A 16,720-nucleotide genomic window follows, 5' to 3' on the forward strand; every position below is an offset into this window, starting at 1 on the left:
GAAAAATCCAAGAATTGTCTCTTAGCTACTGTCCGGCTAAACAGGACCACCCCAGACCACCCCACTAATCGTACCTGAGTGGAATTGAAATTAGAACTTGCTCGATTTGCCCGGTATCGTTTTCCCGACTTCTAATCGTACCTGAGTGGAATTGAAATGGCAGAAGAAGCCAGTGAAGCACAGCGGGCGGCGGGCTTCTAATCGTACCTGAGTGGAATTGAAATAACATGAACGTATACTATGCTAATTCAGCTATTAACTTCTAACCGTACCTGAGTGGAATTGAAATTTGTCGATCTGGTTTTGTCTATACAACAAGGGGCGGGTCTTCTAATCGTACCTGAGTGGAATTGAAATAAATCTATAGTTTCTGTATTCATTTTGGTACGTGTTTCTTCTAATCGTACCTGAGTGGAATTGAAATGCTTGTCAAGCACCTCGTAACCCGTAGCCCGGACGCTTCTAATCGTACCTGAGTGGAATTGAAATATGACATTACCATTCGCTACAACATGCAGGAGCCTGACTTCTAATCGTACCTGAGTGGAATTGAAATATCTGGGATGCCTACGGCTACAAAGTGAGTAATAAACCTTCTAATCGTACCTGAGTGGAATTGAAATCGCTGAGATGACAGGTAGCCGATCCGGGCAAACTGGACTTCTAATCGTACCTGAGTGGAATTGAAATGACCTCAGTAAACATTGTAGACGGTGCCGCAACGGTGCTTCTAATCGTACCTGAGTGGAATTGAAATCCGTGTATAGGGCGCATTGCCCACATAGCACATAAACTTCTAATCGTACCTGAGTGGAATTGAAATCCGTTGAAACGCCCGTAGTGGCTTACCCCTCAACGCCACCTCTAATCGTACCTGAGTGGAATTGAAATTTAGTCCATATCGGTTAACTCGACGGTCTGACCGGCCTTCTAATCGTACCTGAGTGGAATTGAAATTCTATGGGTGGCTTGGTCAAGTAGCCTTTGCGCGCTCTTCGGAACGTACCTAACCTAGAGAAGGCCCGTCAACTCAATGACGGGCCTTCTCTAGGTTAGGTACGTTTCAGACTACTGTACCCGTTTCCAGCGCAGGGCGTTGATGTTCTGACCGATGGTGCGGCCTTCTTTTAGGCCAACTTCGTTGTCCTGACGGGTATGAATACCACCCAGGATCCGGGAATAGCCCGATTCTTCAGCGGCTTCCCAGAATGACCGGTAGGTACGTGCCTTGAAATCTACATTGCGCTTTGTATCACGAACACGCCCAACGTGCGAGTCATCGGTGAATGTAAAAGCCGATCCGTATAAGTCTGTTAATACAATGGCCGCAGCAGCCGACTGCGTAGAGTGGCCTGACGCAAAACCCGGAAAAGGCGGAGCAGGCCAGAAAGGTACCCAGTTTGGGTCGATGGCCCGCCGGACAAAGGTGTAGGGCCGTTCGTTGTTGTAGGTGAACTTGCACTTCCAGCAGGCAATGAATGCATCGGTTACGGCAATGCCTACTCGGGCAAACGTCTCGGCGGCCTTACCTAAACTGGCTTTATCCGTTTGAATAGCAATTCGAGCCAGGTTATACGAGTGGCCGGGCGGCGTAAACGTCTCGCTTGGGTCATCGGCCCACCAGACCGACGTCTCTTTTTCGGCCTGCGTTAAGCTGATATTCTTGGCATACACCTCCAGATACTGGGCGAAATACTGCGAGGTAACCTGTGTGGAAATGGGCAGTGGTACGGGTAACGTTTGCGAAGCCGTAGCCGCCAGCATGGTACGATTCTTGCCCCAATAAGGTTGCATCGGAATCACCCGGCCATTCTCGGTAGGCCGCCAGGTGCCCGCCTCGGCCGATGGCACGAAATCAGCGGGGAAGTTGCGGTTGTAGCCTTCGTGACCGCCATCTGTTTTCGACCACTCAAAAATAGCTTTCGCTACCGCTTTACCATAGACCGATGACCGTGCGCTGGCGGTTTCGTCGGGGCTCTTGAACTGGTTGAAGAGGGCCGTTTCCAGCGAATCGATCTTCTTCCTGTACACGTCGGTGGTGTTGGCAAACAGGCCACGCAGGATGTCGGCTTCGGCGGCATTGGCACTCAGCGCCCAGTTATACGACTGTCCCGTTTCGACGGTGGGCAAGGTGGTTAGTCCCTGAAGTTGACCAGCCATCGACTGATTTCCAGGAATACCAGCTACCAGCGACTCGTACATAGCCAGCCCGGCATAACTAAACGTGCGCGAAGCAACGGGGGGCGTCTGGCCAGGGCTGTTGCGAACCAGTTGAAGATGCATGGCGCTCCATTTTAACGCAACTTCATTGCTATACGAATTGGCAGTAGTGGTTTGTGGAGTTACCGAAGAAGGGTCATCGCTGGGTCGGCAGGCCTGCAACGCCGTTAGGGTCAACAGCGTAAAAAAGCCATGACGGAGGGGGATGCCGAAGCCTTTTTTGCGTAACAAAGTAGGTATGGGTATTGACATAAGCGAGTGATATAAACGAGTAGTTCCTTAACCTCGAGGCTGTTAATTCATAGACAACAATCAAAAACATTGCCAACTTTTGGTCACCGCTTCCCGCACAGGACGAGGTCAGCCAGTTTACAAATCGGTTTATGTTGATTTTGCCAGTCATGCCTTAATTTTCGCCCTTATCTGATAGCTTACAGCCCAACTCCTTAATCTTGCTTTATGCGGTATCACTCGCTTATCCTTGGTTTGCTGGCCTTCATTAGCCTGCTGCCCCCTACACAGGCACAAAGTCGCCGTCGATTGAACCCCAACGTTCAGCCCCTACCGACCACCGGCGCGCCCCTGCCCGTAATGATGGCCCCGCAACCCCACCTGCTCGAAAGCATCACCATGAGTAGTTCACTAATGAACCGCGGGATCCGGTATTCCATTTATTTACCACCCGATTATTACGTCTCTAACCGTCGATATCCGGTTGTGTATCTGCTGCACGGTTACTCTGATGACGAAACCGGCTGGACTCAGTTTGGTGAAGCTGACCGGCTACTCGACGAAGGCATCAAGGCAGGTACGTTGCCGCCCATGATTGTGGTCATGCCCGACGGTGGCGTTACCTGGTACATGAATGATTACCTGAACAAAACGCGCTACGAAGACATGTTCGTTAAAGAGTTCATTCCGCACATCGACTCTACGTACCGCACCCGAACCAAACGGAATTACCGGGGCATATCGGGCTTGTCGATGGGCGGTCACGGCGCCCTGTTGCTGGCCATGCACCACCCCGACCTATTTGGCTCCTGCGCCGCCCTGAGCGCGGCAGTTTTTACCGATGAAAGTGTGAAGAACATGCCGGAAGACCAGTACAACAGGACGTTTAGTTTCCTGTTTAGTGGTCCGGTGAAAGGAGACGAACGGCTCACGGCTCATTATAAACGCAACAGCCCGCTGACGCTGGCGGCATCGGCCCCGGAGGGCGATCTTAAAAAAGTGCGCTGGTATGTAGACTGCGGCGACGATGATCTTCTTAGTTCAGCCAACGCGCAGTTGCACATGACCCTCAACAGCCGTACCATTCCGCACGAATACCGCGTTCGCGATGGGGCCCACACCTGGACCTACTGGCGCACCGGCCTGCCCACCGCACTCCAGTTTATCGCCGCGCAGTTTCATCAATAAAACTTTCCTCAGTCCTCTGTCTTCCGTCCTCTGCTACTCAGCAAGCAGTGTGATGTAGCAGAGGACGGAAGACCAAATTCCCATGACCATTACCCTCGATATTGGCAACTCCGATGTGGTGTTTGGCCTCTATGATACCGACTCCTGGCAGCACATCTGGCGAACGCCAAGCCTGCCCATGCAGCCCGCCGCTTTCTACCAGCGGAAGCTCCGCCTATGGCTGCTCGAAGCTAACCTGACACTGAGTCAGATTACCCAGGCCACGATCAGCAGCGTGGTTCCTTCTCTTACGGCCACGATCAGCGAAGCCGTGGGCGATCTGTTTGGCATTGAGCCGGTTGTCGTTGGTGCATCGCTATATGCCCAGTTGCCCGTTACGGTGTTGCGACCGCAGGAGATTGGTACCGACCTGGTTGCCAACGCGGTAGCCGCCCACACGCGCTTCCAACAAGCCTGCGTCATTGTCGATTTCGGGACGGCACTGACCTTCACGACGGTAGGTGGCGACGGGCAGATTCTGGGCGTTGCCATTGCGCCCGGACTAAAAACGGCTATTCGGTCACTCTTTGCCAATACGGCTCAGTTGCCCGAAGTACCCATCGAATTACCGACATCGGCGCTGGGGCAAAATACGGTTCACGCTATTCAGGCGGGAGTAGTGATGGGCTACGAAGGGCTGGTCAGGAGCATGATCACCCGAATTCGGACTGAACTGGGGGGCACGTGCCTCGCTGTAGCAACGGGTGGCCTGTCGAAAGCCATTCCATCGCTCCATAACGAATTTGTGGATGTAGTACCCTCCCTCACCCTCGACGGTATCCGCCTGATCGGCGACTACGCCCGTCGCTGACAATCATCCGCTTATGGTGGCCACAATTCCGTAGCTGTTTTTCCAAATACACCTGTCAGCCAAGCGACTAGCCACTCGTCGGTTATAGTAAAGCCCGCGATGTTGACCCCGTCGGCACGCTGACCCGGCTGCTGATGATCAACCAAATAACTACCTGAGCACCGACCAGAACAGGTCAGCAGCAATGAACGACGACGACTAAGGCTACCATTAGGCGGTCAGATTTGACTCATCGCCTGACCTGGTAGCTTCACTATCTGCCTGTTTTTGGGCGCGTCGCCGTTTTTTCAGTGCGTCGTTGAGCAGGTATTCAATCTGCCCGTTCACACTTCGAAACTCGTCTTGTGCCCAACGTTCCAACTCAACCAGTATCTCTGGATTGAGCCGCAGCAGAAATCCTTTTTTTTCAGCCATAAGAGGGGCGCAGAGCAGGGGCGCGGGGTTTGGGGAAATGCCCCTAAGCCCCGCGCCCCTGCTCTGCGCTTTTAATAAATCGACCCGGCATTCACGACAGGGCTCACGTTTTTTTCGCCGCAAAGAACCACCAGCAGGTTGCTCACCATCGCCGCTTTGCGCTCTTCATCGAGGTGCACAACGTTCTTCTCCGCCAGTCGGGCCAGGGCCATTTCAACCATACCAACGGCACCGTCCACAATTTGGCGGCGGGCGGCCACTACGGCCGACGCCTGCTGCCGCTGTAACATAGCACCGGCAATTTCGGGTGCGTACGCCAGGTGACTGATCCGGGCTTCGATGATGGTTACGCCAGCCCGTGAGAGCCGTTCGTTCAATTCAACCTCCAATACGTCGTTGATGTGCCCTGTGTTATCCCGCAGCGTTACTTCGCCATCTTCGGCATTGTCGTAGGTGTGTGAGTTGGCTAAGTGCCGCACAGCCGCCTCAGACTGAATCTGCACGAACAGCGTATAGTCATCTACCGAAAACAACGCCTTTGCGGTGTCGGCAACCTGCCAGACTACTACGGCGGCAATGTCGATCGGGTTACCCATTTTATCATTCACTTTCAGCGTCTGCCCGTTCAGGTTGCGGGCACGCAGGCTAATTTTCTTTTTGCTATAAAACGGATTGACCCAGCGGAGGCCATTCTGTTTCATCGTGCCGGTATAATCGCCGAAAAAGGTGGTGACCACCGCTTCGTTGGGGTTAACCACCGACAGACCGGTAAGCGTTATTATGCTTGCAATAAAGACCAGGCCGGCCAGGGCACCCACCCAGCCACTGGCTGTAACAACAGCCAGGATAAACAGGCCTACACTGGCAAGCAGCCCAACAAGGCCAATAATCAGAGCTAGATAGCCCGAAATAGAGGTAAGATTTTTCTCGTTCATGAGTTCAGAAAGTAATAGCGTTTTGCTATCACAATAGTATCATAAAACGTAAAACAGCCCGCTGATTTATAGACCAGCGGGCTGTTTTATTGTTGAATGGAAAAAATGATATTGGATTTGGCGTACCCCCCAACCCGAAACGTCGGACCGCCCTGAAGGGGGCTAATGCTCCACTATTTAATGTCGCAGAGCATTAGCCCCCTTCAGGGCGGTCCGACGTTTCGGGTTGGGGGGTACGCCAAATCCAGCATCACAAAACTGCTTTCGCTTCGTTCCAATACACGTCCATCTCGGCCAGTGTCATCTCGTGAAGGGCCTGGCCGTTGGCACGGGCGCGGTCTTCGAGGTACTGGAAGCGTTTGATGAATTTTTTGTTGGTACGCTCCAGGGCCGTTTCAGGATTGAGGTCGATGAAGCGGGCATAGTTGACTAGTGAAAAGAGCAGATCGCCGAATTCACCTTCGGCGCGCTGGGCATTGATGGGCTCACCCTTGTCGACGTTGAATTCAGCTTTGAATTCCTGCATCTCCTCCTCCACTTTCGCCCACACCTGTTCTTTTTCGTCCCAGTCGAATCCGGCACCGCGGGCTTTTTCCTGAATGCGCATGGCTTTCACGAGCGCAGGCAACGATTTGGGCACGCCACCCAGCACCGATTTATTGCCTTCTTTCAGCTTCAGTTGCTCCCAGTTGGCTTTCACCTCGGCTTCCGTTTCGGCCACCACATCACCGTATATGTGCGGATGACGACTAACCAGTTTGTTGCAGATACCGTGCAGCACATCGGCCACATCAAAGCGGGTTGGCTCATCTTCGGGCACTTCCGAGCCAATTTTACTGTAGAAAACCATATGCAGCATCAGGTCGCCAATCTCCTTTTTTATTTCGGTACGGTCACCTTCCAGAATTGCATCAGATAGTTCGTAGGTTTCCTCGATGGTCAGATGGCGCAGCGTTTCCATCGTTTGTTTGCGGTCCCAGGGGCACTGTTCGCGCAATTCGTCCATGATCGTCAGTAGTCGGTCGAAGGCCATCAGTTGCTGCTGGCGGCGGGGGGGCAGTTGGTCAAACGTCATGAAGTAAAGATACGGCGATTAACTTTTCGAGTGGGCGCATGGTTGGTAGTTAGGCCACATCTCCAGGATATGGCCTAACTACCAACCATGCGCCAAACCACCAACCGACTACCGCTGACTACCATTTTCTTCACGGTCTTCCTCGACGTGGTTGGCGTTGGCATTGCCACGCCGACCATTACGCCGCTGATGCTACGGGGCAATTCGGGGCTGCTGTCAGGTACGTATAGCCTCGATGAGCGTACGATTTTGCTGGGTTACCTTCTGGCTTCATTTTCTATTGCCGGTTTCTTCGGCGGGCCATTGTTGGGTGCCTTATCGGATCGGTACGGTCGCAAACCCATGCTGCTGTTTTCGCTCCTGCTGACGTTGTCGGGCTACCTCATTTTTGCGTTGGGCATTCAAACCCGTAGCCTGCCCCTGCTCTTTCTAAGTCGGATTGTGTACGGCATTGGCGGCGGCAACATCGCCATTATCCAGTCGGCCATTGCGGATGTGAGCGATACGGCGTCACGGACCAAGAACTTTGGCCTGATCGGTGTGGCCTTTGGGCTGGGCTTTGTCATCGGCCCTACCCTCGGCGGCGAACTGTCGAATCCGGCAACCGTATCGTGGTTCAACTTCGCCACCCCCTTCTACGCAGCGGCACTGCTGGCTATTCTCAATATTGTCATGGTGTTGCTGGCTTTCCGCGAGACATTGGCTACCCCTATTCTTCGCCCTATTACGCCACTCACGGGCTTCCGTAACCTGGCCGAAGCCTTTACCAGTCGTCGCCTCCGTATTCTGTTTGCCGGTGTGTTTTTCTATACGCTCGGCTTCAGTTTTTACACCCAGTTTTTTGCTGTTTATCTGCTCAAACGTTTCGATTTCGATCAGGTGCACATTGGCCGTTATTTCGGTTTCGTGGGCCTGTGCATCATCATCATGCAGGGTCTGGTGGTGCGCCGCCTGTCAACGGTCTATACGCCGCAACAGATTTTGCGGGTCAGTGTGGCTGGGTTGGCGATTGCGCTCTGGTGTTTCCTGCTGCCGCAACAGTCGTGGCAGATTTTTCTGGTTGCCCCGCTGATGGCCCTATTTCAGGGTTTAACATCGCCCAATGCCACGTCGCTGGTATCGGTGAGCGCCGGGGCTGGCGAACAGGGCAAGATGATGGGCATCAACCAGTCGGTGCTGTCGGCGGCCTTTGCTACGCCACCCATTATTGCGGGCTACATCGAGACCATCAATCTGAGCCTGCCGCTCATCATGGCTGGTCTAATGGCCCTTTTGGGCTGGTTTTTCTTCATCCGGTTCATTCAGCAGGAAGCGAAGTAGCGTCGAGCTTATTGATACTGATAGACTTACCTACTTGATCGAATGGGTAACAAGGAATACTCCCTAAACCCGATAGACTATTAACATAACTAACTGACAGTCATTTTTTTACATTTTTCTTGCACCCTATTTTTTTGCGTATAACCTTTGCGAACCGGCATCCTGTTCAGGTACGTTGGGCGAAGACAAGCAGGCCAACCCATCAATTGGCTTATTTATTCACATTATTAATCTATTTAGTCTGTAGATTATGAATATTATTCCTCAAACACGGCTCAACCAGCAATCTGTTTACCAGATTGTGGGCTTCGACCGGCTCAACTTTGTGAGTGATGTGACCAACGCAGTACCACAGGATGAGCACTGCCGAATTACGGGATTAGCGTTTGAGGGCGACGGTATTCGGGTGAATGGCCGCCTGACAGTGCAGGTTGATGATGCGCGTCACCTCTCGCTTATCGACTACCAGTTACGGGCTATAAAGGGCCTGGTCAGTATACAACAAACCAACTAGATCATGGACGAATTACAACCAGAAACAGGGCCAATCAACCCCTACGCCCGCACTTTTTTCTGGATCTGGGGTATCGCCTTACTTGGCCTGGCGGGCTTTCGAACCGACATTCCATCGTACCGCGAGCAGCTCAACGAATGGCACCGTCAACGAATTGAATCGTTGAAAAGCGAAAACGGCTGGCTGAATCTGGCCGGTTTGCTGTGGTTAAAGGAAGGGACAAACGAAGCCGGGGCCGACCCTGGCAACGCGCTTACGTTTCCGGGTGGCAAAGCGCCCGAGCACTTGGGTACGTTCCGGCTCAACAGCGGTACGGTTCAGTTTGAGGCCGCACCGGGCGTGTTGGTACAGACCGACAATCAGCCCGTATTGGGTAGCAAGACCATTTTTTCGCCCGAATTAACCAAACCCGTTACGCTGGCGCACGGTTCGTTGCGGTGGTTTGTCATTAAGCGGGGCAACCGGTATGCGCTGCGGCTGCGGGATTTAGCCAGTCCGCTGGTGAGTGAATTTAGAGGAATAGAGCGCTTCCCGGTCGATGAAGCTTTTCGGGTGCAGGCGCGGCTTGAACAGCCTTCCGAAGCACGGACCATTCCTATTCTGGACGTTACCGGACAAACCGGCCAGCAACCCCTCGCAGGTACGTTGGTATTCTCGCTTAATGGCCAGCCGCAACGGCTCGACGCCATTAGCGAAGGCAACAAATTGTTTGTGCTCTTCGGCGACGCCACCAATGCCCACGATACCTACGGCTCGGGCCGGTTCCTGTATGTTGACAAACCCGGTGCCGATGGTTTGACAACGATCGATTTCAACCAGAGCATCAACCCGCCCTGCGCCTTTACACCTTACGCCACCTGCCCGATTCCGCCAAAGCAAAACCGGCTTGCGCTGGCCGTGAAAGCGGGCGAAAAACGGTACGGCGATCACTGAGCCAGGCATCAATAACCTATTAGTAAACAACAAAATGGCAACGACAAATGAACTGATCTGCCCCACCGACGGGGTGAAAATTAATGAAACCAAGGTGCGCCTGGTGGCCGGGCTGGTGCTACTCACCGCGCTAACGTACCTGAGCACCGGCTGGCTGGCCTTACCTGCGCTGCTGGCCGCAGATTTTGGGCTGCGGAGTTCTGAGTTGGGCAAATACAGTCCGCTTGGCGCCATCGCTCAGGGCCTTGTCGATGGGCTTGGGCTAACCTTCAAAGCCACCGATCAGGAACCAAAGCGTTTTGCCGCACGAATCGGGCTGGTATTCGGCCTGCTGATTACAGGCCTTCATCTGGCTGATATCGCTACGCTTCTTCCAACGATCGTGTTGGCTACGTTTGCCGCACTGGAGTCACTGGCTGGCTTTTGTGCTGGCTGTCATGTATACACCTACTACGTCCGTCTTTTTCCAAAAGCCGCTTAACCCCGTCTTTTTATGCTATTTACAACCAACGACACCCTACCCCAACTGACCAGCGTACTCACCAGCGATCAGCTCGATTTCTTTGACCGAAATGGGTTTATTCATATCAAAAATTTTGTCGACCAGAAGACCATCCAGACGTTTCTGGCTGAAATCCAGCGGATTGAAGCTTATTGGTTTGCCGAAAACATTGATAAAGTAAATGGCACGCCGATCAAATTTGGCTACGACGAAAACGGTCAGCGCATTGTACAGCGGTTTGCGTTCACATCGCAGTTTAGCCCGCTGCTGCGCGACTTTTTACAGGACGAACGCTTGCAGGATCTGACTAAACTGCTCGCCCCCTACGAAGGGCGCATCAGCCCCGAAGAGAAGGACGGGCTGGTAGTAAACCATTATGTACGGACGCCCGAATCGAATTTTTCGCGGATGGGCTGGCATACCGACAGTCCGCGCGATCTATTTATGGGTCAGCGCATTCGGCCGATGCTCAACGTGGGCCTACACCTCGACGACTGTCCACAAAGCAACGGTGGCCTGCGGGTGCTACCCGGCACGCACCGGCAGCATACGCTGATGACGCTCTTCCGCAAACGGCAGTTTATCGACCACCGCCCCGACCGGCGCGAGGTTGGTTTCGACATCGAAGCGGGCGACCTCACCATCCACAACGGCAACCTGTGGCACCGCGTCGAGCAGTCACCACATCTGGGCGCGGCCAGTCGGCGAAGGGTGATGTACATTCCGATTATTACGGGCGATTTTCAGCCTAAAAGCGAAGCTAGCAAAACGCCCTTTTACCACCGCTTTGCCAAGCGCATCCAGGATTGAGTCCCCAACCCGAAACGTCGGACCGCCCTAAAGGGGGCTAAAGCTCGGCAGGTTTATCAAAAGCAGCGCAGTAGCCCATTCAGGGGTTTGGGGGTAGGAGCCGCCAAAACAATTAACTAAAAACTTTTAACCCCAATACGCGTATCGTGGCCAACCTGGCGGCAACCGGGCTGACTACAAAATAAAAAGACCGGAACGGCGGCAACCGTCCCGGTCAGTTCGTAACAAGGTCCTGACAGACCTCATTTTCACGTAACCACGACAATAATGCGAAATTTTATTGGACTAGTAGCAGTCTGTCTGCTACTTAGTAGTCGTTTGCTGGCACAAACGGCTACCATTACCGGAACAGTACGTTCCGAAAGTAATCGCGGCGAGCCGGAAGCCCTTCCCGGTGCGAACGTTGTACTAAAAGGCCAGAACAAAGGAACGAGTACTGACGCCAATGGCCGTTACTCGATCGTTGCCGGGCCGGGCCAGGTGCTGGTTATCTCGGCCATTGGTTATCAGAATGCCGAAGTGACGGTTGGCAATGTGGGCAGCTCGACCCAACTGGACGTGACGCTTAAGGAAGCGGCCTCGCAACTGAATGAACTGGTTGTGGTGGGTTACGGCACACAGGATCGCAAGAACCTGATCGGCGCGGTATCACAGATTAATGCCGACGAGATAAAAACCCGGCCCGTTGCCAGTTTCGAGCAACAACTACAGGGGCGCGTGGCGGGTGTACAGGTCTCGGCCAACACGGGCGTACCGGGCGATGGGCTGTACTTCCGCATTCGGGGCAACACCTCGATCAACGCCAGCAATGACCCGCTGTACGTAGTCGACGGGGTGTTTATCAACAACAACAGCCTTCAGAAAATAACCACGCAGGGGCAGGCCAACAACCCGCTGGCCGACATTAACCCCGCTGATATTGAGTCGATTTCGATTCTGAAAGACGCCGAAGCCACAGCTATTTACGGCGCACGGGCGGCCAACGGCGTGGTGGTGATCACGACCAAGCGCGGCACATACAACGCCAAAACAAAAGTAACACTGAACACCTCGGCCGGACAGGCGTGGGCGCCTAAACTATGGGATCTGGTCACCGGTCCCGAACACGCCACGATCATCAATGAAGCCTGGGTGAACGACGGCAAGCCCTTCGCCACCCGCCCATTCCGCCCCGTTGCCGAGGGGGGACGGGGCCTACCCGAAGAACAACAGACTTACGACCGCCTGGGCGATATTTTCCGGGCAGGTACGTTGCAGAACTACGACCTGAGCGTAGCGGGCGGCAATCAGCAGACGCGCTTTTACCTCGGCGGCGGTTACACCAGTCAGCAAGCCACCCTGCGCACCAACGACTTTGCACGGGCCAGTTTCAAGCTCAACCTCGACCATGAGTTGACCGACAAAATCCGGATCGGTACGAGCAATATTTTCTCGCAATCGAACCGGACAAATGCACGGGTGGGCGACGGTCCACAGGGTGGCATTTTGCAGGCGGCCCTGCACACGCCAACGTACCTGCCCAAATTCAACACCGACGGCACCTACGCCAAATGGGCCGGTTTCGACAACCTCGACGTGCTGATCAACAACACCGATATGCAGTCGGTGAGTACCCGGTACATCGGTAATATGTTCGGGGAATGGGATGTGCTGCCCGGCCTGAAACTGCGCAGTAGCTGGAGTCTCGATTATAATATTTACGACGAAAATGAATACTGGAACACGCTTACCAACCGGGGTGCTGCCAGTAAAGGATTAGCCACATCGAGCCTCAGCCAGAACACTATCTGGATCAACGAGCAGACACTCAACTACCGCAAGACATTCGGTGGTCAGCACTCGTTTGGGGCGCTGATCGGCAATACGATTCAGGGAAATACCACGAAGCAAACGCTGGCGCAGGGCACTAACTTTCCATCCGACGATTTTAAGCAGATTGCGTCTGCGTCGGTAACTACGTCATCATCAAGCCGCAGCGTAAACCGGCTTACATCGTTTTTCGGGCGGGTCGATTACAATTTTGCCCGGAAGTACTTCATCGAAGCCAGCCTCCGCGCCGATGCATCGAGCCGGTTCGGCGCCAATCATCGCTGGGGTTATTTCCCGTCGGCGGGCGTTGCCTGGCAGGTCAAGCAGGAGAACTTTTTGCAGGATGTACGGGCCATCAGTGACCTGAAGCTGCGCGCCAGCATCGGCTGGACAGGTAACCAGAATGGTATCAACGACTTCGCATCGCGGGGTCTGTGGGGCGGCGGATACAATTATCAGGACAATCCAGGTACGTTCCCGACGCAACTGGCCAACCCCGATCTGAAGTGGGAAACCACCCGCCAGATCAACGCCGGACTGAACGTGGGGCTGTTCAATAACCGCATTGCGCTGGAAGTGAATGCCTATGAAAAGTACACATATGACCTGCTGATTCAGGTACCACTAGCGCAAAGCACCGGCTTTTCGAGCATCTTCCGCAACGATGGCGAAGTGAGCAACCGGGGCCTTGAATTCGGCCTGAACACGGTCAACATTCAAAGCAAGGGCCTGACATGGAGCACCAATTTCAACATCTCGACCAATAAAAACCGCATTGAAAAACTGTCGATTCCGGTTGACGCCAGCTACAACGTAGAGCGGCTGGTGCAGGGGTATCCGTACCACGCGTTCTTCGTCTACAAGCAGTTGGGCGTGAATCCCGAAACGGGCGACGCCATTTACGACGATTACAACAAAGACGGCGTGATTACGGCAGCCGACCGGCAGTATGTCGGCACGGCGCTGCCTAAGTTCGTGGGTGGGCTGAATAACACGGTCACGTTCCAGGGCTTTGACCTGTCGGTGCTGGTCAGTTTCACGTCGGGCAACCTGGTCAACAATAACAACCGGTTCTTCCACGAATCGGGCGGAACGCGGGATGACCGGCGGGCGATCAACAAAAACCAGTTGAACCGCTGGCAAAAACCCGGCGACATCACCGACGTACCCCGGATCACCACGCTCGGCAACAACTACAACCTGAACCCAAACAGCCGCTTTATCGAAGACGGCTCGTTCATCCGCCTAAGCAGCGTGGTATTGGGCTACACCCTGCCTAAATCGTTGCTCCGCAAAGTGGGCATCTCCTCGGCACGAGTCTACTATAACGGCTCGAACCTGTTCCTGATCAGCAAGTACCAGGGGCCAGACCCGGAAGTAAACGTAACCGCCAACCAAAGCACGCAGGGCCAGGACCTGGGTACGCCCCCGATTCCAAGAACCGCCCAGTTTGGACTTAATCTGACATTATAAAACGCTTCGCGTCATTTAGCCAGGCTGTCATTCGTGGTCATTCGTGGTCATTTGTTGTTCGCGACCGGTGACAATAAATGACTAGTAATGACCACGAATGACAGCCCGGCTAAATGACGCGAAGCCTAGAATTATGAACAAGACAACATTCTTCCTTCCACTGCTGCTCCTGCTTGCTGGATGCAGCAATTTCCTGGATGTTCAGCCCGTGTTGCAGGTTGACGAACAGCGGGCGATTACCTCTGCAAACACGGCTGAGGTGGCGCTGAACGGCCTTTATAACAGGCTGGGTAATGATAATTATTACGGCTCGAATTTCCCGGCACTGTCGTACCTGTCGGGCGGTGATATACAATGGACGGGTTCGCAGGGAGCACCGCAGGAAATCACGGCCCGTAAACTGACCGCCGATAATGGGTACGTGTCGCAGGCGTGGCAAGGCATTTACCAGACCATTCTGGCGGCCAATTACCTGCTCGAAACTGTACCAACGCTGACTGATCCGCTGTTGACAGAGGCTCGAAAAGGGCAAATTCAGGGTGAGGCGCTGGCCATTCGGGCATTGGCTTATTTCGATCTGGCGCGGGGTTGGGGCGGCGTTCAACTGGTGCTGAAACCAACCCGCACCGCCGCTGACAACACAGGTATTACGCGTAGTAGTCTGGCCGATACATATGCTCAGGTGTTGAAAGACCTGATTGCCGCCGAACCGCTGCTGACCGCTACGACCAACCGTAACCGCGCGACGCGTAAGACCGTCTGGGCTTTACGGGCGCGGTATCACCTCTACCGGCAGGAATGGGAACAGGCCGACTTGTATGCCAGCAAGGTTATCGACGACGCCACGAACTACAAACTGGTGAAACCATACAGCGCGTTTTTCGCCAACAATGCCGTGAATACGACGGAATCGATTTTTGAACTGGCCTATTCCAACTCATTCAAAAACGGGCATTTCAACTGGTGGTTGCCGCCTGCCCTTGGCGGTCGGCGCGAGTGGGCACCCAACGCACAGTTGGTAACGCTGCTGAACAACCCGGCGGTGGGTGGTAACCGCTCGGCCCTCATTGCCCAAACGGCTCCTCCGGGCAACCTGTGGTACGGCAAACTGTACTACCGCACGCCCACTGGCACCGACCCTGCCTACCTGATCCGCATCGCCGAGCTGTACCTGATTCGTGCTGAGGCCCGCGCCAAACAGGCCAAACCCACTGATGCCCTGGCCGATCTCAATGCCGTTCGCACCCGCGCCGATCTGACCGCCCTGACCAGCACCACAACGCCTACGACGGACGCTATTCTGCTGGCGATCGAGAACGAACGCCGCATTGAATTTGCCTTTGAATCCGACCGCTGGTTCGACCTTATCCGTACAGGCCGGGTAGCTCCCGTTTTGGGCATCACCGACGCCACCAAATACGTATTTCCCATCCCAACCAGCGAAATTCTGGCCGATAAAGCCCTGACACAGAACAAGGGGTATTAACTTACTACCCCGGCCCTCACCCGCAGCGGCGGACCGGGGTAACCACACAATAAACCATTCTTACTTATGAAAACTCGTATCGCCTATATCTTCCTCTTTGTTGCTCTTTTTGCCGGGCAACTAGCCGCTCAAACGACTGGCCCTGATAAAGGGGCGGTTGTCATCGTGGGCGGTGGTGCTATTTCGCCCGACATCTGGAATCGCTTCATCGAACTGGCTGGCGGCAAAGCCAACGCCCGGATTGTGGTGATCCCCACGGCGGGCGATGATTCAACGTTGACTGCCAGCGGACAACGTACCCAGAAACGGCTTCAGGAACTAGGCGTTGCCAACGTCACGCTGTTGCACACGCGTGACCCGAAACAGGCAAACCAGGAAACATTTGTCGCACCCTTGCGGCAGGCTACGGCAATCTGGTTTGAAGGCGGTCGTCACTGGCGGCTGGCCGATTCGTACCTCAACACGCTGGCGCACAAAGAATTCAACGCGCTGCTTGGCCGGGGTGGCGTGATCGGCGGCACCTCGGCGGGGGCTACCATCATCGGGTCGTTTATGGTGCGGGGCGATACGAAAGGAAACAGTATCATGGTGGGCGACCATACCGAAGGGCTGGCTTTTGTGAAGAACCTGACCGTCGATCAGCACGTGCTGCGCCGGAACCGGCAATTCGATCTGATCGACGTCATTAAAGCGCGGCCCGAACTGCTGGGCATCGGCATCGACGAGAGTACGGCGGTGGTGGTTCAGAAAAACGCGTTCGAGGTCATTGGCAATTCGCTGGTAGGTATCTACGACAGCAACCAGATCAACAGCAACGCCAAATATCCATCGGGGCAAAACAGCACGGGCGGGCCATTTTATTTCCTGAGTAAGGGTCAGAAATTCGATTTGCAGACCCGCAAGGTGATCAACCAAACCGCACCGCGGCCGAACGAACCGGCTAAGTAAAAACCAACACAT

At 54.2% G+C, this 16,720-nt stretch carries 14 protein-coding genes and 1 CRISPR repeat array; of the genes, 10 read left to right on the forward strand and 4 right to left on the reverse strand.

Going from position 1 to position 16,720, the window contains the following annotated elements:
- Positions 1 to 64: 64 nt before the first annotated feature.
- A CRISPR array of direct repeats spans positions 65 to 957; the repeat unit is 27 nt; unit sequence CTAATCGTACCTGAGTGGAATTGAAAT.
- 111 nt (positions 958 to 1,068) lie between these two features.
- Positions 1,069 to 2,472 (reverse strand): vanadium-dependent haloperoxidase, encoded by a 1,404-nt coding sequence (locus ACFE8Q_RS23035; RefSeq protein ID WP_375447795.1) that lies wholly within the window; start codon positions 2,470 to 2,472, stop codon positions 1,069 to 1,071.
- 207 nt (positions 2,473 to 2,679) lie between these two features.
- Here ACFE8Q_RS23035 and ACFE8Q_RS23040 point away from each other — a divergent pair, with 207 nt between their 5' ends.
- Both ACFE8Q_RS23040 and ACFE8Q_RS23045 read left to right on the forward strand, forming a co-directional pair.
- Positions 2,680 to 3,639 carry an alpha/beta hydrolase gene (locus ACFE8Q_RS23040; protein ID WP_375447796.1) on the forward strand — a complete coding sequence of 320 codons (960 nt, stop codon included), beginning with the start codon at positions 2,680 to 2,682 and terminating at the stop codon, positions 3,637 to 3,639.
- 82 nt (positions 3,640 to 3,721) lie between these two features.
- Positions 3,722 to 4,489, forward strand: a complete 768-nt coding sequence (locus ACFE8Q_RS23045) for a type III pantothenate kinase (RefSeq protein WP_375447797.1) — start codon at positions 3,722 to 3,724, stop codon at positions 4,487 to 4,489.
- A gap of 210 nt (positions 4,490 to 4,699) precedes the next feature.
- Here the strand turns inward: ACFE8Q_RS23045 and ACFE8Q_RS23050 are convergent, their stop codons facing one another.
- From ACFE8Q_RS23050 to mazG, 3 genes are all read right to left on the reverse strand, one after another.
- On the reverse strand, positions 4,700 to 4,903 hold the full coding sequence (locus tag ACFE8Q_RS23050) for an Arc family DNA-binding protein (protein ID WP_375447798.1): 204 nt from the start codon (positions 4,901 to 4,903) through the stop codon (positions 4,700 to 4,702).
- Positions 4,904 to 4,974: 71 nt separating this feature from the next.
- Positions 4,975 to 5,838: an SPFH domain-containing protein gene (locus ACFE8Q_RS23055; RefSeq protein WP_375447799.1), complete on the reverse strand. Its 864-nt coding sequence runs from the start codon at positions 5,836 to 5,838 to the stop codon at positions 4,975 to 4,977.
- A 250-nt stretch (positions 5,839 to 6,088) separates the two neighbouring features.
- Positions 6,089 to 6,913 (reverse strand): nucleoside triphosphate pyrophosphohydrolase, encoded by an 825-nt coding sequence (gene mazG / locus ACFE8Q_RS23060; protein ID WP_375447800.1) that lies wholly within the window; start codon positions 6,911 to 6,913, stop codon positions 6,089 to 6,091.
- A gap of 87 nt (positions 6,914 to 7,000) precedes the next feature.
- Here mazG and ACFE8Q_RS23065 point away from each other — a divergent pair, with 87 nt between their 5' ends.
- From ACFE8Q_RS23065 to ACFE8Q_RS23100, 8 genes are all read left to right on the forward strand, one after another.
- A complete protein-coding gene (locus ACFE8Q_RS23065) occupies positions 7,001 to 8,233 on the forward strand; it encodes an MFS transporter (protein WP_375447801.1) in 1,233 nt (410 codons plus the stop codon).
- 250 nt (positions 8,234 to 8,483) lie between these two features.
- Positions 8,484 to 8,747, forward strand: a complete 264-nt coding sequence (locus ACFE8Q_RS23070; RefSeq protein WP_375447802.1) for an ACT domain-containing protein — start codon at positions 8,484 to 8,486, stop codon at positions 8,745 to 8,747.
- Between the two features lie 3 nt (positions 8,748 to 8,750).
- On the forward strand, positions 8,751 to 9,680 hold the full coding sequence (locus ACFE8Q_RS23075) for a DUF1684 domain-containing protein (RefSeq protein ID WP_375447803.1): 930 nt from the start codon (positions 8,751 to 8,753) through the stop codon (positions 9,678 to 9,680).
- A gap of 34 nt (positions 9,681 to 9,714) precedes the next feature.
- On the forward strand, positions 9,715 to 10,161 hold the full coding sequence (locus ACFE8Q_RS23080; protein ID WP_375447804.1) for a DUF4395 domain-containing protein: 447 nt from the start codon (positions 9,715 to 9,717) through the stop codon (positions 10,159 to 10,161).
- 12 nt (positions 10,162 to 10,173) lie between these two features.
- Entirely contained in the window at positions 10,174 to 10,992 is an 819-nt protein-coding gene (locus ACFE8Q_RS23085) for a phytanoyl-CoA dioxygenase family protein (protein WP_375447805.1), read from the forward strand.
- Between the two features lie 267 nt (positions 10,993 to 11,259).
- Positions 11,260 to 14,274, forward strand: a complete 3,015-nt coding sequence (locus ACFE8Q_RS23090; RefSeq protein WP_375447806.1) for a SusC/RagA family TonB-linked outer membrane protein — start codon at positions 11,260 to 11,262, stop codon at positions 14,272 to 14,274.
- 133 nt (positions 14,275 to 14,407) lie between these two features.
- A complete protein-coding gene (locus tag ACFE8Q_RS23095; RefSeq protein ID WP_375447807.1) occupies positions 14,408 to 15,760 on the forward strand; it encodes a RagB/SusD family nutrient uptake outer membrane protein in 1,353 nt (450 codons plus the stop codon).
- A gap of 66 nt (positions 15,761 to 15,826) precedes the next feature.
- Positions 15,827 to 16,708: a cyanophycinase gene (locus ACFE8Q_RS23100; protein ID WP_375447808.1), complete on the forward strand. Its 882-nt coding sequence runs from the start codon at positions 15,827 to 15,829 to the stop codon at positions 16,706 to 16,708.
- Positions 16,709 to 16,720: the final 12 nt, after the last annotated feature.

The sequence above is a fragment of the uncultured Fibrella sp. genome (assembly GCF_964250085.1).
GTDB lineage: Bacteria > Bacteroidota > Bacteroidia > Cytophagales > Spirosomataceae > Fibrella.

Coding starts and splice junctions, on each gene's coding strand:
- ACFE8Q_RS23035 (WP_375447795.1), bottom strand. CDS start 2,472: ATGTCAATACCCATACCTACTTTGTTACGCAAAAAAGGCTTCGGCATC.
- ACFE8Q_RS23040 (WP_375447796.1), top strand. CDS start 2,680: ATGCGGTATCACTCGCTTATCCTTGGTTTGCTGGCCTTCATTAGCCTG.
- ACFE8Q_RS23045 (WP_375447797.1), top strand. CDS start 3,722: ATGACCATTACCCTCGATATTGGCAACTCCGATGTGGTGTTTGGCCTC.
- ACFE8Q_RS23050 (WP_375447798.1), bottom strand. CDS start 4,903: ATGGCTGAAAAAAAAGGATTTCTGCTGCGGCTCAATCCAGAGATACTG.
- ACFE8Q_RS23055 (WP_375447799.1), bottom strand. CDS start 5,838: ATGAACGAGAAAAATCTTACCTCTATTTCGGGCTATCTAGCTCTGATT.
- mazG (WP_375447800.1), bottom strand. CDS start 6,913: ATGACGTTTGACCAACTGCCCCCCCGCCGCCAGCAGCAACTGATGGCC.
- ACFE8Q_RS23065 (WP_375447801.1), top strand. CDS start 7,001: ATGCGCCAAACCACCAACCGACTACCGCTGACTACCATTTTCTTCACG.
- ACFE8Q_RS23070 (WP_375447802.1), top strand. CDS start 8,484: ATGAATATTATTCCTCAAACACGGCTCAACCAGCAATCTGTTTACCAG.
- ACFE8Q_RS23075 (WP_375447803.1), top strand. CDS start 8,751: ATGGACGAATTACAACCAGAAACAGGGCCAATCAACCCCTACGCCCGC.
- ACFE8Q_RS23080 (WP_375447804.1), top strand. CDS start 9,715: ATGGCAACGACAAATGAACTGATCTGCCCCACCGACGGGGTGAAAATT.
- ACFE8Q_RS23085 (WP_375447805.1), top strand. CDS start 10,174: ATGCTATTTACAACCAACGACACCCTACCCCAACTGACCAGCGTACTC.
- ACFE8Q_RS23090 (WP_375447806.1), top strand. CDS start 11,260: ATGCGAAATTTTATTGGACTAGTAGCAGTCTGTCTGCTACTTAGTAGT.
- ACFE8Q_RS23095 (WP_375447807.1), top strand. CDS start 14,408: ATGAACAAGACAACATTCTTCCTTCCACTGCTGCTCCTGCTTGCTGGA.
- ACFE8Q_RS23100 (WP_375447808.1), top strand. CDS start 15,827: ATGAAAACTCGTATCGCCTATATCTTCCTCTTTGTTGCTCTTTTTGCC.